Annotated in this window: 18 protein-coding genes; 10 read left to right on the top strand and 8 right to left on the bottom strand. The window is 62.9% G+C overall.

The window, feature by feature from the left end; all coding sequences use genetic code 11:
- Positions 1-27: 27 nt before the first annotated feature.
- Positions 28-273: an EAL domain-containing protein gene (locus E7T06_RS19790; RefSeq protein ID WP_136367483.1), complete on the top strand. Its 246-nt coding sequence runs from the start codon at positions 28-30 to the stop codon at positions 271-273.
- A 342-nt stretch (positions 274-615) separates the two neighbouring features.
- Here the strand turns inward: E7T06_RS19790 and E7T06_RS19780 are convergent, their stop codons facing one another.
- Positions 616-1,602, bottom strand: coding sequence for a low temperature requirement protein A (locus tag E7T06_RS19780; protein ID WP_136367482.1), 987 nt, complete (start codon positions 1,600-1,602; stop codon positions 616-618).
- Between the two features lie 31 nt (positions 1,603-1,633).
- On the bottom strand, positions 1,634-2,545 hold the full coding sequence (locus E7T06_RS19775) for a LysR substrate-binding domain-containing protein (protein WP_136367481.1): 912 nt from the start codon (positions 2,543-2,545) through the stop codon (positions 1,634-1,636).
- Between the two features lie 191 nt (positions 2,546-2,736).
- Here E7T06_RS19775 and E7T06_RS19770 point away from each other — a divergent pair, with 191 nt between their 5' ends.
- Positions 2,737-3,162 carry a VOC family protein gene (locus tag E7T06_RS19770; protein WP_168733681.1) on the top strand — a complete coding sequence of 142 codons (426 nt, stop codon included), beginning with the start codon at positions 2,737-2,739 and terminating at the stop codon, positions 3,160-3,162.
- 177 nt (positions 3,163-3,339) lie between these two features.
- On the opposite strand, the gene E7T06_RS19765 is transcribed toward E7T06_RS19770, so the two are convergent.
- Entirely contained in the window at positions 3,340-3,540 is a 201-nt protein-coding gene (locus E7T06_RS19765) for a DUF2945 domain-containing protein (RefSeq protein ID WP_136367479.1), read from the bottom strand.
- Here E7T06_RS19765 and E7T06_RS19760 point away from each other — a divergent pair.
- A complete protein-coding gene (locus E7T06_RS19760; protein WP_136367478.1) occupies positions 3,539-3,847 on the top strand; it encodes a hypothetical protein in 309 nt (102 codons plus the stop codon). The genes E7T06_RS19765 and E7T06_RS19760 overlap by 2 nt on opposite strands.
- Before the next feature lie 119 nt (positions 3,848-3,966).
- Here the strand turns inward: E7T06_RS19760 and E7T06_RS19755 are convergent, their stop codons facing one another.
- Positions 3,967-4,332 carry an HU family DNA-binding protein gene (locus tag E7T06_RS19755; protein WP_136367477.1) on the bottom strand — a complete coding sequence of 122 codons (366 nt, stop codon included), beginning with the start codon at positions 4,330-4,332 and terminating at the stop codon, positions 3,967-3,969.
- A gap of 382 nt (positions 4,333-4,714) precedes the next feature.
- Here E7T06_RS19755 and E7T06_RS19750 point away from each other — a divergent pair, with 382 nt between their 5' ends.
- Positions 4,715-5,662: a DUF6454 family protein gene (locus tag E7T06_RS19750; protein ID WP_136367476.1), complete on the top strand. Its 948-nt coding sequence runs from the start codon at positions 4,715-4,717 to the stop codon at positions 5,660-5,662.
- A 295-nt stretch (positions 5,663-5,957) separates the two neighbouring features.
- On the opposite strand, the gene E7T06_RS22225 is transcribed toward E7T06_RS19750, so the two are convergent.
- Entirely contained in the window at positions 5,958-6,095 is a 138-nt protein-coding gene (locus E7T06_RS22225; protein ID WP_168733680.1) for a hypothetical protein, read from the bottom strand.
- A gap of 148 nt (positions 6,096-6,243) precedes the next feature.
- Complete coding sequence (locus E7T06_RS19745) at positions 6,244-6,654, bottom strand: MFS transporter (protein ID WP_346763222.1); 411 nt, start codon at positions 6,652-6,654, stop codon at positions 6,244-6,246.
- 79 nt (positions 6,655-6,733) lie between these two features.
- On the opposite strand from E7T06_RS19745, the gene E7T06_RS19740 reads away from it, so the two are divergent.
- From E7T06_RS19740 to E7T06_RS19715, 6 genes are all read left to right on the top strand, one after another.
- Positions 6,734-7,153 carry a hypothetical protein gene (locus tag E7T06_RS19740; protein ID WP_136367475.1) on the top strand — a complete coding sequence of 140 codons (420 nt, stop codon included), beginning with the start codon at positions 6,734-6,736 and terminating at the stop codon, positions 7,151-7,153.
- 656 nt (positions 7,154-7,809) lie between these two features.
- A complete protein-coding gene (locus tag E7T06_RS19735) occupies positions 7,810-8,256 on the top strand; it encodes a MarR family transcriptional regulator (protein ID WP_136367474.1) in 447 nt (148 codons plus the stop codon).
- 68 nt (positions 8,257-8,324) lie between these two features.
- Entirely contained in the window at positions 8,325-8,732 is a 408-nt protein-coding gene (locus E7T06_RS19730) for a DUF6220 domain-containing protein (RefSeq protein WP_136367473.1), read from the top strand.
- Positions 8,733-8,806: 74 nt separating this feature from the next.
- Positions 8,807-8,992 (top strand): hypothetical protein, encoded by a 186-nt coding sequence (locus E7T06_RS19725; RefSeq protein ID WP_136367472.1) that lies wholly within the window; start codon positions 8,807-8,809, stop codon positions 8,990-8,992.
- Positions 8,979-9,725, top strand: a complete 747-nt coding sequence (locus E7T06_RS19720; protein WP_136367471.1) for an SMP-30/gluconolactonase/LRE family protein — start codon at positions 8,979-8,981, stop codon at positions 9,723-9,725. Before E7T06_RS19725 ends, E7T06_RS19720 begins: the two co-directional genes overlap by 14 nt.
- A gap of 190 nt (positions 9,726-9,915) precedes the next feature.
- Positions 9,916-10,254, top strand: coding sequence for an alpha/beta hydrolase fold domain-containing protein (locus tag E7T06_RS19715; RefSeq protein ID WP_136367470.1), 339 nt, complete (start codon positions 9,916-9,918; stop codon positions 10,252-10,254).
- Between the two features lie 579 nt (positions 10,255-10,833).
- Here the strand turns inward: E7T06_RS19715 and E7T06_RS21405 are convergent.
- Positions 10,834-10,986, bottom strand: coding sequence for a hypothetical protein (locus tag E7T06_RS21405; RefSeq protein ID WP_168733679.1), 153 nt, complete (start codon positions 10,984-10,986; stop codon positions 10,834-10,836).
- 104 nt (positions 10,987-11,090) lie between these two features.
- A complete protein-coding gene (locus E7T06_RS19710; RefSeq protein ID WP_136367469.1) occupies positions 11,091-13,637 on the bottom strand; it encodes a bifunctional diguanylate cyclase/phosphodiesterase in 2,547 nt (848 codons plus the stop codon).
- Positions 13,638-13,684 lie beyond the last annotated feature (47 nt).

Here is a 13,684-nt window from a genome sequence, read left to right as displayed (position 1 = left end):
CGCTGACCCTGTTCCCCTGGATCAAACATGTTCTGGACTCAGTTTAGTTTGGTATTAGAAGGTGTGCCGCACGCGGCCGCCCTGATCGAGAGCGTGGTGGCGTTGGGCACACGCCTGGGATTGAGCGTCATCGCCGAAGGCGTCGAAACTCAAGAACAATTGGAACAGCTGGTCAAGCTCGGCTGTACTCAGTTTCAAGGCTACTACGTGGCGCGTCCCCTGACCCCGGACGCCTTTTTCACCTTCGCCGCACAGCCGTGGGCCGGGGGGTGATGCCGGGCCACGCCTTCCGGACTGGCTGGCCGTGGAATCCGCCGACTTCACCGTGACTCCACCGCCGCACGGCACCCAAGTGAAGCCATGCGGATGAGTAACACGGCGGCGGTGCTGCCGCTCAGCGCGGGAAGGCCGGGTCAAGTCCCGTGCTCCCTGGGCGCCGGTACTCAGCGATAAGCAAGAGCCCCACCACCACGGTCACCCCCAGCGCGAGGCCCGCTGCGCCTGCACTGCCCCCGAAGGTTCCTAAGGCGATCAATAACCCCTGCCCCGCGGCCCACCAGCACGCGGGTGGGTAGGCCCTGCGGCGCGGCCCGCTGCACGACACACTCACCGCGCTCAGGAACAGCGCGAGGCCCCCGCACAGCAGCAGTCTGGCCTCAGCACTGACGTGGGCCTGTCCCACCTCCTCAAAGAACAGTTCCAGGCCGATGCTGGCGGCCACAATGCCGGCGAAGACCGGCAAGTGGACGTACCCGTAGACGAAGCTGAGGTACAGGGCCTGCCGCCCCCCCGGATGGCCCGGTGAATGACCTCCTCATCGGCATAGTCGAAGGACAGCCACCAGACGAAAAACGCCAGCAGCAGGCCACAGCCGCCGACGACCCACCCGCCGGAGCCTTCAATATGGCTGCCCCCCGTCGCCACTGCCAGGATGGATTCTCCCAACACGATCAGGGTAAACAGGCCAAAGCGTTCCGGCATATGGGAGACCTGCTGCGGCAAGGTCGGGGTACTGACATACGCCCACACGGTTCCCGCGATCTCGAGCGCCAGCGCCACACCCCACAACCCATATTGACTGGGGGCGGCCACACCCAGCGATACCAGCCACAGACCGCTGCCGAGCGCGAAGCTGAGCGCGTATTTGGTGTTGAGCAGTTCGGCGCCCGCCACGCGGGAACGGGCCCGGACATACAGGCCCAGCAGCGTCAGGCGCAGGCCCAGGTACGCCGTGACGAACAGCGTCTGTCGGCCCTCGGTGAGCGGTTCGAGGCCCAAGGCCAGGCCGAGCGCCAAGGCCTGCTGCGAGAGCATCAACAGCCGGAGCGGCACCTCTGGCAACTCAAACTGATCAATAAAGTAGCTGATGCCGATCCAGGCCCACCACACCGGCACGAACAAGCCCAGGAAAACCAGCACCCCACGCGGGCTGTGGTCTTCAAGCAGCAGGCGGCCCAGCTGGGAGACGGCCACCACGAAGACCAGGTCAAAAAACAGTTCGAGCCAGGTCACGTGCCGGGTCAGGCCCCCCGGGGCCCCTTGCGCGACCCGCAGACCCTGAGGGGAAGAAGGGGAATTCACGGCAGAGGGAGACCGGCGCATAGATTCAGTGTAAGAGAGGAAAGACGCCGGTTCAGCCGCTGCTGACCTCGTGGCGGAAGCCCCGCACCGCCGTCAGCAGGGCTTGGAGCGGCGGGGACTGGCGGTGGGCCTTCCAAACCACCCCCAACTCCAAATCGAACACGCCGCCCTCCACCGGTTTGAACACCACCCCCAAGCCCGGATAGCGGGCGGCGACCAGAGACGGATACGCCACCACGCCTTGCCCGGCGGCCACCTGCGCCAACATGGCCTGCACCTGCAACACGTCGGGCGCGCCTGCTACCCTCATGCCCATTTCGCGGGCCCGCGCTTCCCAGCGGTCGTAGATCTCCGGCGCCTGTTCACGGGGGTACAGCAACAAGCGCTCCCCCTGAAGACTCGCCGCGTCCACCACCTCTTTTCCAGCGCTGGGATGGTGCTCAGGCAGCGCCAGGACGAAGGACTCCCACAGCAATGGCTCAAACGCCAACGGCGCTGTTCCAAACGGCCGGTGCAACACCCCTGCATCCAGCTCGTCCCGCAGCACCGCCTGCACCTGCGGAGCGAGGAAGAGCTCGTGAAACTCGATCTTGGCCTCGGGTTGGGTGGCCCGGACGGCCCCCAGCACCCCGCGCATCACCTCCGTCGTGAGGTACTCCAGCGCCACGAAGCCGAGCTTCAGCCGGATGGGCTCGCCCTGCCGGTACAGCCGGATGACGTCTACCGCCCGCTCCAACTGCGTCAGCGTCAACCGCGCCTCATGGAGAAAAGTGCGGCCCACCTCGGTGAGCGCGACCGTGCGCCGGTCACGCGTGAGCAGCTTGACGCCCAATTCTGTTTCTAGGCGGGCCACCTGGTAGCTCAACGACGGTTGCGTCAGGAACACCCGTGTGGCAGCCCGGCCGAAATGCAGCTCCTCGGCGACGGCCACGAAATATCTCAACTGACGCAGTTCCACGGCCATTGATAGAAAGCCTCTATCGCAGACCCTTGAAAAATGTATTGGAGCTGGTGGCGGTTTGCGCCGTACTATCAGGCTGACCCCCGCTGACCGTTCAGAGGAAGGCTGGAAAAGACATGAGTACAGCACGGGGCGGGCCTAGGCCCTGTTCAGCGACAGTATTTTGCTGCGGGGAGCAGCACGGGAGAGAGAACATGTTCAAGCAAGTTCATCATGTCGCGCTGGTGGTGGCCGATCTCGACGCGTCCAGTGCGTGGTACAGCGGCATGCTGGGGTTCAAACCTGAGCGCCGCTTCGGTTTTCCAGAAGCTGGTGTCCAGATTGCCCATCTCGTCTCCGAGATGGGTCTGCGGGTGGAATTGATCCAACAGACTGGGTCTTCGCGGAGTCCCGATGAGGGCAAAGATGTCTTTGGGGCGCTGGTGACGCAGGGCATCAAACATGTCGGGTTGCTCGTGGACGACATTGACCAGACGGCTCAGGAGCTGAAAGCCAGGGGCGTCGAAATCGTTCTGGAGGTCACGGCCGTGGCGCCTGCTGGCGTGAAGAACTTCTGGATTCGGGACAACTCTGGAAACTTGATCGAAATCAACCAGTGGCTGGAGCAAGAGAAAGCCTAACTTCTCTCACTGCCTTGGAGTGGATGGTGGGCTAGTTCTGCACCGTGCAGCTGAGCAATTACGGGCGTCTCTTAGCCATCAGAGGAAAGTCGTCCTGTCCTTGTTCTGGAGCAGGACGGCAAGGTCGGGTGAAGAAGCCCCCGCCTGTTGCAGGGGATGAGGTCACTCTGGAGGAAATCAGGCCTTCGAGAGCGCTTGTTCTGTGTGGGCAGCCTGCTTGCCGTCCTCAAGTTCCACGATGTACCGGGGGTCTTCCTGGCTGGCCCGGTAGTGGAACCCGCCCACCTCGCCGTCCTCATGCGCCACCCTTACAATCTTGCCGTGCGCTTCACCGCCATGACTGCTCCACTTCACCTGGTCTCCAATTTTAAATGGCATGCGGGTACGGTGGCAGGTGAAGAGCAAGAAGCCTGTCAGTTCACCCACAAAGGGCTCCGCTTCGGATCTGGAATATGATCTGGGCGCGTCACGTGCCCCGCCCCCTTCCGTCACGACCGAGGAGAGGGATCACTCCAGCAGCCTGATGTGGAGTGCGGCTCACCGTTGGGCCACTGCTTCGCCGGATCACCCGCATCACACGGAGGGCGTACGGCGGGTTCAGGAAGGCCGGGCACAAGATCTGGGCTGGCAGCGCGAGCATGTGGGCTGGGCGGTGTTGGTCGGCCGGATCAAGGCGGAGGGTTGACGCCGCTCTGATGGCGTAAAACCACCGATCGGGCTGTACCCAACCTACGGCAGCGTGTCCGTCCAGCGCTCCATGAACAAAGCGGTGCCGAAGCACCGCCTGGAATCGTTCCTAGGAGTTTACAGGCTGCTTTTCAGGGTAGTGGCGACCTTGAAGGCCACTTTCTTGCCGGCGGGAATCTGGATCTTGTCACTGGTGCCGGGGCGCACGCCGGTTCGGGCGGCCGTGTCTTTGACGCTCAGGGTGCCCAGACCAGGGAGGCCGACACTCTTGCCGCCCTTGAGGGCTTCCACGATGAGGTCAAGCATGCTGCTGAAGACGTCGTCGCTCTGCTTCTTGGTCAGTGTGCTCTGGTCGGCCATCAGGTCAACGAGTTGAGCCTTGCCGAGCTTGGTGCTCTCTGCAGGTACAGCTTGAGGGGCGGGTGCAGGAGCCGCTGCGGCGGCGGGCTTTTTGGCTGGGGCTTTGGCTGCTTTCTTCGTCATGGCGCGAGTGTGACGGCTGAAGCGCCAGAATGCAAGACATGGCCAAATAGGGAGTTTCTTAGATCAGTGACGTGCAACACCTCTGAGACGAGTGAAGAGAAGGTGATTCAACCGCAGAGACGGTTGAGTGGTCTTCAGCGGCTTGGGCTGACACGCCGTGACCGAGCCGAACTCCTCCCAGCACCAACAGCGCATCTGCGGCCACCCGAACACACCATCGGAAGCAAGCCTTTCAGACGGAGTCCACAGCTTGAGGAGGGTCAGGGCAGCTTTCCCCGCTGTTGACCTTGAGGCCGTTTGGGTACCACCGCCGTTCAGGACGACCGTCTGTGAAGCCTGCTGAGCTGTTCTGCGGATGACAGTTCTCTTTTACGCTACCTGCATGAAAAGCTTGTCTTTCGCGCTTGCGCTAGGCCTGTCGACCATGACCACCACCTTGGCCGCGATCCCCAACGTCGCAGCGGAACTCCCGAAACTCAGCCGCTCCTCAACTTGGACGCCCCTGAGCAACTTCAAGCTGCAGTTCAACGCGTTCCACCCGCAGGGGATGGTCAAGGTCGGGGACGTCTACTACCTGTCCTCCGTCGAAATTCTGGAAGGCACACAGCGGTATCCTCAGCCTCAGAATGGTTTAGACCGCAGTGCAGGCAAAGGCAAGGCGCATCTGTTCAAATTCGATGGTGCCGGCAAACTGCTGGCCGACATCGTCCTGGCCACAGGTGAAGGCGACGTCTACCATCCCGGCGGCATCGACTTCGATGGGAAGTATGTCTACGTGCCTGTCGCGGAATACCGGCCCAACAGCAGCGCCATTGTGTACCGGGTGGACACAGCAACCGATCAGGCCACCGAGGTATTGCGCTCCCGCGATCACCTGGGGGGCGTGGTGGTAGATCCCGTGAACCGAGCACTGCATCTGGTGAGCTGGGGAGCGCGGCGCTGGTACTCCTGGCCGCTTGACGCGGGCGGCGCGCCCATCAGCAGCGCGGTCAAGATGCAGGCCAACCCCATGAGCTACATCGACTATCAGGACTGCCATCACCTCGAGGGCGAGCTGAGTCTGTGCGGCGGCGTCGCTTACCTGGGGGGACATCCCACCAAGACCGTCTTTGGTCTGGGCGGCTTGGAACTGGTGAATTTCAACGAGGGACGCATTCTGTCCAGCTTCCCGGTGCCGCTGTGGGAGACGGTGCCCAGCTCAGCCAGCGATCCGACCTACCGGTCGATGACGACCAACCCATTCACCGTCTGGAATGACCGGGGAAGCCTGACCTTTGCTTTTGCGCCCCATGACGATGAGACCACGGTCTACCTGTACACCGTGAAATAGCGCTCGTCCCTCAGGACGTCGGACACCGGCGTCGCTGGAAATGGATGACCGCGAATCGGGGTTGAGCCTTCCAACCCCAGGTCAGCACCAGCATGGGAACGGAGTTTAGCCCGCTCTTTTCCGCTGGAATACGTTGTCGGGAGGCTCGGAGACCTTTGAACAAGCTCCACCGCGCGCTGCAACAACGTTTTGTACACGCATTGCCCTGCATGGCGCTACAAGAGACAGTTGCCAACGGCGTTCTGCCGGATCGCACCGTCTGGGGTTCCCCCGCTCCGCGCCCTGAACAGCGCTGTCAATCTGCGCTTGCTGGAGTGAGGGGGGCGAGGCCCAGCGCCAGCAAATAACTGTGGGGCCAAGCCTGCAACCCATGACCGCGCCTTCGGCGGCGGCTCAGGCGGCCCTGCACGACCCCGAATTGGGTGCCCTTCACCCCGAGCTCTCCAGCGCCCTGCCGGACGCGCTGGGCGCACTGATTCAGGGCCTGTGCTGTGCCAGCGCAAGATGCCCGCCGAGTCTGGTCAACCCACGTCCTGAACAGGGAGGATTGGAAGCACTGGACGGGACGGCGCGGCGCGCCCTCAGGGCCGCCTCTGTTCCGGGACAGACCGGCCAGCTCCAGCCCTCCCCTGGCACCCCCATCGCGCCGCTGGAACAAAGGCGATGGACGCGAACGCCCCTGCCCCCAGGCCCTGCACCGCCCGGACGACGACGAGCTGCAGCATTCCTCCGCACAGCACTGAGCCGATGAGGAACACCGTGATGCCCAACAGCAGCACCGGGCGGCGCCCATACAGGTCGGAGAGCTTGCCGTAGACCGGGACGGTGGCCGTGCTCGTCAGCAGGTAGGGGGTGGGATCCAGGCGTACAGCGAGAGGCCCTGGAGTTCCTGCATGATGCGCGGGAGGGCCGTCGCGACGATGGTCTGATCGAGGGCGAACAGGAAGAGGCCCAGCATGGTGGCGAGCAGGAGAAGCTCTTGGTGCGTTCATCAAGGGCGTGGGCAGGCGTGGAGGGCAGGGCAGTCGTCTGGATCATGGTGGCCCCTTCAGAGCGAACAGCGTGTGGCTCGTGCGGTTCAAGAAACTTCTGGCAGACAGGGACGTCTCCACGCAGCAGATGCTGGACGAACTGCTGTGCTTGGGCTGGATTGACGGGCCCGCGCGTAAGATCGACGACCGCGCCGAGCAGTTCGTCTCGCCGCGCCGCACCTCTCACTGGGCGCGGAGTGACGAGGAGCGCGCCGAGCAGCTGATCCGTGAAGTGCGGATGCACGCCGCCGGCCTCGCGGCGATTGAAGAATCCAAATCCCGAGGCCTGTGGGCCCTGCTGGATGAAGTGAACAGCCTAGACTTGGTGCAAGCGCTTGGCGCGCACGGTTCACTGCAGAGCATTTTCGGCCTTTTCCGACCCCGCTCAACGCTTCGCTTTGCACTGGATCAAGCTCGCCAAGTCGCCAGAAGACCGTGCGACTGGCCGAACACAATGTGAAGGTTTCTGGCAGTTGACGTCGATTGAGTGGTACTCCACGCTCAATCGGCCAAACCGTTTAAACATGTCCTGGGTTGTCCGAACCACAACATCTGACGCCTGATCCTTCTCCAGTTCCTTAACCCCTCAAGTCTTAGCAGATGGCATTATGGAAAAAGTGGTATCTGAGACGCACACGTCTGAAGCGCAGTCTCCAAGCGTGTGACCATATCGAGTGCACTGATTCATGCCGACTCGTTGCTGCTTTACCTGAAAGGCCGCTTGCCGCCTTGAGCGGAGGATCACGCCTTCCAGTCTGTGCGCAGTGATCTTGGCTGATTCCTGTCCAGAGCCCTGAAGCCCTAGTCGTCGCCGATTTCAGCGGCCACGAGCACCTGTCCGACCGAACGCGTTCGGATCAATGGCAGGAGCGGAACTGGATTGGGCGGCCGGTATTCGTTGCACATCGGGATGAACTCTTTCGCGCACTCCACCGCCTCCAGGACACGGCTGCTCTTAACGTCTCGGGTACTACACACTCAGGCGAAGCACACTTAGATAGTTTTGACAATAAACGTTTATTGGTGTAACGTACTGATGTGAAGCGTCGCGATCCTTCTCCTTCTCCCGCAAGACCCACTGCTCCTGCGGATTCATCTCCCCGGCCGCCCGTGGGCATGACGATGCCCACTGGGGCCGACCGTTGGACAGGCTACGCCCTCGCCTGGGTCACCTCGCTCGCTGGACAGCAGTACGCCGAGGGTATGGCCAGTCTCGGCCTCCAACCCGCTCACGCCGCCATTCTCCAGATGCTCCACGAGGCTGGGCCGATGAACCAGAACCGTCTGGCCGAACGTACCCGCATCGATAAAGCACCCATGGTCGGCCTGCTCAACACTCTGGAAGGGCTCACCTTGGTCGAGCGGCGACCCCATCCCCGTGATCGCCGGGCCTTCGAGGTGCACCTGACTCCAGAGGGGGAAGGCAAGTTGCAGGAGGTCGAGAACATGAACGCCCAGGTCACCGAAACCTTCTTTGCACCGCTGAGCGCCGCTGAGCAGCGCACCCTGCACGACCTGCTGACCCGCTTGGCCCACCACCACACCCCTCAGACCGACTCGTAAGCCCCTCGGTCTGACCTATTCCGCGCCGCAGTGCTGCGGCGCGCTGGATCCCTAGTGCTGGAGATTCTATGACGACTGTTCCCACCACTCCCCTGCCCACCTTTTCCGGCGCACGCTGGACTTACCTGGTGCTGTGCTCCCTCCTCGTGCTGTGCATCCTTGCTCAAGTGTTCCTCGCTGGCATGGGGGCCTTGGTCAGCCCCAGCTTTTATGGCCTGCACAAGACCTTCGGTGACTGGTTCGGCCTGCTGATTCTGCCGATGGCTATCGCGGCATTCGTGGGGCGGTTGCCCCGTTCCATCACCTTGGCGACCGTCGGCCTCTTCGGGCTGTACGCGCTTCAGTACGTCTTCTTTGAACTTGGTGCGACCGCGTCCTTTCTCCGCGCGTTCCATGTGGTCAATGCCCTGGTGATTTTCTGGAGTGCCACCCGGCTCGCCCAAGCCGTGTGGCACCTCCTGAGGGCGCGCGCGTGAAGCGGCTCTCCCTGGTGATGCTCCTCGCAGTGCTCTTGCCCGCCTGTGCGCCCCGCTCTGCCCTGGAGACGTCCATGCATTTATCCTCCCGAACCACTCCACTGGCCACCTTCGATCCTTCGAAAGGCGAACATCCAGAGAATGTGGTGATGACGCTGGACGGCACCCTCTACGTGACGCTGCATCAGGGCGCCAGCGTCCAGCGTCTGGAGACAGAGGGCAGGCCAACCCAGCGAGCGGCTGACCTTGCCTGCGCCTAATATCAAGGAGGCCGATCCCCGCATCAATGGGTTGGTCGCGCGACAGAACGGTGAGATCTTCGTCGCGGTGCGGTCGAACAGCACTGAGCTGGCGGGCGTCTGGCGGCTCACGGCAGGCCGCTTTCAGAAATTCGCTTCCCTCCCGGCTGGGGCAGGGCTCAACGGCATGGCCGATGATGGTCGATTCCTGTACATTGCCGACGACCTGGCCGGGCGGCTCTACCGGATCACGCCACAGGGCCAGGGCGAAGTCTGGATCGAAGATGCCCGACTGGCCCCACAGGGCCAGTCCGCGTACGGCTTCCCGGTGTACGGGGCCAATGGCGTGAAGGTGCACGGCGGTGAGGTCTACGTTTCGAATTCGTCTACGGGAACGCTGTGGAGGATCTCCATCGCTCAAGACGGCACCCCAGGTGCTCTCACCGCTTTCCTTCCGACAGTTCACTTTCACAACATTGACGACTTTGCCTTTGATGGGCGGGGCAATCTGTACTTCGCGACCGTCGTGGATCACACGGTCGAACGGGTTTCACCCCAGGGAGAGATCACGGTGCTGCTGCAGCGCACCGATGGTCTGGACATGCCGACGGCGGTGGCCTTCGGGGAGACTGAGGCCACCCGCTCCACCCTGTTCGTGACCAGCGGCTCGTTCTACAGTCCGCCCGGCACGGTGCCCCATGCCAATGTTCTGAAATTTGAAACGGATCAACGGGGCGAGTCGATCCTCCGGTGAGTGCTCCCGCTGCTCGTCTGAGCTGGCAGGCCCGGCTGATGAACGGGGCCGCACGACTCTGGAAGAGCCAGAGCCAGAAGATCACTGATATCGCAGCCGGACGGCGCGTCCAGGACAGCTTTGGAGCCAGCTTTAGACCACCTAACGCAGTGGTCATCACGCCCCTCACTGTCTCAGGAATGAAGGCGGAATGGCATGCTCCTCCGAACGCGCCATCCTCTATTTGCACGGGGGAGCTTACACCCCTGGATCGTTCATCCCCCACCGCGCCCTGGTGGCCCGCCTTGCGCAGGCCGCTGGAGTGCGTGCACTGGCCATTGACTACCGACTGGCTCCAGAACATCCCGTTCCCGCCGCGCTGGAAGACGCTGTCGCGGCTTACCGCTGGCTGTTGCAACAAGGCTTTGAGGGCCAACACCTGGTGCTGGCGGGAGATTCGGCCGGGGGTGGGCTGGCGGTGTCGACCCTGATCCGCCTCCGGGAGCTGGGACTCCCGCAGGCCAGTGGCGCGGCGCTGCTCTCGCCCTAGACGGATCTCAGTGATGCTTCGGGGGCGTGGCTGCGGCGCGATACAGCGGAATTGACAGTGACGGCGGCAGCACTTCATCTCGCGGCCCAGCGGTATCTGGGGCCCCAGGATCTGCGCACCCCGCTGGCCTCTCCCAGCTTCGCCGAACTGAGCGGTCTTCCCCATTCCTGATCCAAGCCGGAGGCAACGAGCTGCTGGAGGAGATCCAGGCCTTTGCGGGCCGGGCGTGGGCAGCAGAGGTGAGGGTTCAGTTATCTGGCCGGGGATGTTTCATGTCTGGCAGGTGATGGCCAGCGTCATGCCGGAGGCCAGGCAGGGCATCGCTCAGGGCGGCACATTTCTCCACCACATGGTGCTGGAAAACTTGTTCAATGGTTCAGCCAGATCCACAAGGGGCCGAGACAAGATTCTCGATGTTGTGTAGATTCGCCAGCCTGCTGAAAGAAGCGGGTCAGCTGTGGGCTGACCCGCTCCCTCTTTCGTGCGTGTTGCAACTCCTGATCCCCCGTCGACAGGGTGACGCGCCTGAGAAGTGCGCAGCAAGGCAACGGCCTCATCGCACCAGCAGACGTAGCCCTCCTAGAGCTGAATGCCACGCATCAGATTCAGTCTCGGCCGGAGCCAGTGGCGTTCCGAACGGCCCTGCTCCTCCTGATCCATCTGGAGCAGCAAGGCCGGGTCCATGGCGCTCTGTTCCTGCGTCCGGCCCCTGGCCTCATCCAGATGCTTCACGCGTTCCTCCAGCGGTAACAGCTCGAGGGCCAGCCAGCACCTTGACCGGTTGTTCGTTGCGGATCTCGGGCGGCTGCGGGGGTTGAGCGGCCCAGTCTCCCGCATCAAGGTCGCAGGGGGTGCTCTCCCCCGGAAGTGATGGTGGAACGCAAAAACTCTTCCAAATGCTCAGGGGCTTGGGGACGTGCGAGGAGAAAACCCTGCGTCAGGTCACAGCCTTGCTGGCTCAACCACTGCAGTTGCGCTTCGGTTTCCACACCCTCGGCCACCACCGTCAGTCCCAAAGCGTGGCCCATCGCAATCATGGCCTGGATCAGGGGACGGGTTCCTCCTGAGGGGGAATCGTCCAGTCCCGAGACAAAAGAGCGGTCAATTTTGAGCGTGTCGATCGGCAACTGCCGCAAATACGCCAGAGATGAGTGGCCCGTGCCGAAGTCGTCGATGGCAATGCTGACGCCCAGTTCCCGCAAGCGGGCCAGTTGCCGTGCGGAGTCTGAGACGCGGCGCATCACCAGCGTTTCGGTCAGTTCCAGTTCCAGCCAGTGTCCCTCCAGCCCACTGGAAGCGAGGGCGGCCGCGACGGTCTCCACGAAGTCCTCACGGCTGAACTGCAGCGCAGAGACGTTCACACTCACCCGAACAGGAGGCAGACCCGCTCGCTGCCATGCCACGTTTTGACGGCACGCCTCGGTCAGCACCCATTCCCCGACCGGACTGACGATCAGGCCACTCTCCTCCGCGATAGGAATAAACGTTGCTGGAGAAAGCCACCCCAACCGGGGGTGATGCCAGCGGAGCAGGGCCTCCATCCCCCGCACCTTTCCACTCTGGGTCTCGATCAGCGGCTGGTAGTACAGCTTAAGTTCCGAACGCTGCACCGCCTGACGCAACTCCCCTTCCAACTCGAAGCGCTCATACAGGTCACTGGGCTGCTCGGTACTGAACACCTGAAAGGCGTTCTTGCCCGCCTCCTTGGCCTGGTACATCGCCTCATCAGCGTGACTCAGCAAGTGTTGAGCGTCGACAGCGTCCAAGGGGTACAGGCTCAGGCCGAGACTGGCCGTCACGAACACGTTGTGCCCCACGACCTTGAAGGCAGGGGCCAGTGCCAAGATGACCTTGCGGGCCACCTGCGAGGCTTCGCCCACGCTGCCTACGCCCGGCAGCAGCAGGAGAAACTCATCGCCGCCCATCCTGGAGACCGTGTCCACTTCACGCAGGCAGCCGCGCAGCCGCTGCGCCACGGCCTGAAGCAGTTCGTCTCCCGCCGCGTGTCCCAGCGTGTCGTTCACCATCTTGAACCGGTCGAGATCCACGAAGGCCACGGCTAAGGCGCCGCCCTCACGCCGCGCCGCGGCGAGGGCCTGTTCCAGCCGGTCGAGAAACAGGCTGCGGTTGGGCAGTCCGGTCAGGGCGTCGTGGTGCGCCTGATAGGCCAGCACCTCGGTGGCCTGGCGCTGCGCGGTGATGTCCTGACCCGTCCCAATGATGAACTCCACCGCGCCGCACTCGTCTTCGAGCGCCGTGTTCGTCCAGGCGATCAGGCGCTGCTCACCGCTGCGGGTCAGCCAGTGGTTTTCGAGGCTGTTCGGAAAGTCGCCGGACACCAGCAGCTGGAAGGTCGCGCTCACGGCTTCTTTCTCTTCAGGCAGCACAAACAGCGACCAGAAGGACTGGCCCAGCACCTCCGGAGCGCTGTAGCCGGTCAGCACCTCGCAGGCCCGGTTGAACCGCAGGATGCGTCCCTGGCGGTCAAGGACGATCACGAGGCTCCCCACCAGTTCCAGCACGGTGTTGGTAAAGTCGCGTTCGTGTTGCAGCGCCTGTTCGGCCCGCTTCATGCGGTGGACATCCCGCGAAATGCCGATGATCCCGGTCACCTCGCCCTGAGCGTTCACCAGAGGAACTTTCGAGCTGGAAATCCAGCGGAAGCGGCCGTCACGGCGCTTCAACCGGTTCAGCTGACCAATGCGCGTCTCCCGGGTGGTCATGATGCGCTGCTCGTCCTCGCGAATCGCCCGTGCAAGGTCGGGGGACATGAAGTCAAAATCCGTCTTTCCTTGCAGATCTTCAGATCGCTCAACGCCTAAGAAATGCGCCAGACCCAAACTGGCGTGGGTAAACCGTGACTCGGTGTCCTTGAAGTACACGCCGTCGGGAATGGCGGCGAGCAAGCTCCGAAACAGGTGGCGTTCCTCGGCCAGTTCAGCTTCCAGCTGCTGGCGCTCAGTGACGTCCCGCGCGTTGATGACGATGCCGCGCAGGTTTGCGTCACCCAGGCGGTTGAGCCAGACGGCTTCCAGCATGCGCCACTCGCCGCCCGCGTGCTTCAGCCGGCAGGTCACTTGCCAAGGCTGGAAGGGTTCTGCCTTGAGGGTCTGCAGGCCAAGCTGAAATGCCCCGAGATCGTCCGGATGCAGAAAAGTTGCCAGGCTCCGTCCGAGCCGCTCCGTCTGCAGGTACCCCAGCATGGACTGCAGTGAGGGACTGTCATAGAGAATGATTCCGTCAGCGTCCAGCACGGTCGTCAGATCCCAGCTGTTGAGGACCAAGGCGCGGAACCGGGCCTGCTGCCGGTCCAGCGCAACCTGCACACGAGAAGACTCCGCTGTGGAGTTTCCTGGGTTCAGCTCGTCTGACAGATGGGCCATAGGGTGGAGCTACTGTAAGTGTCCTGGCCTGTCCGCTTCCTTACCGA

The sequence above is a fragment of the Deinococcus sp. Arct2-2 genome (genome assembly GCF_004801315.1).
GTDB lineage: Bacteria > Deinococcota > Deinococci > Deinococcales > Deinococcaceae > Deinococcus.
Note: the sequence above shows the minus strand (reverse complement) of the source record. Positions and strands in the feature narration are given on the sequence as shown.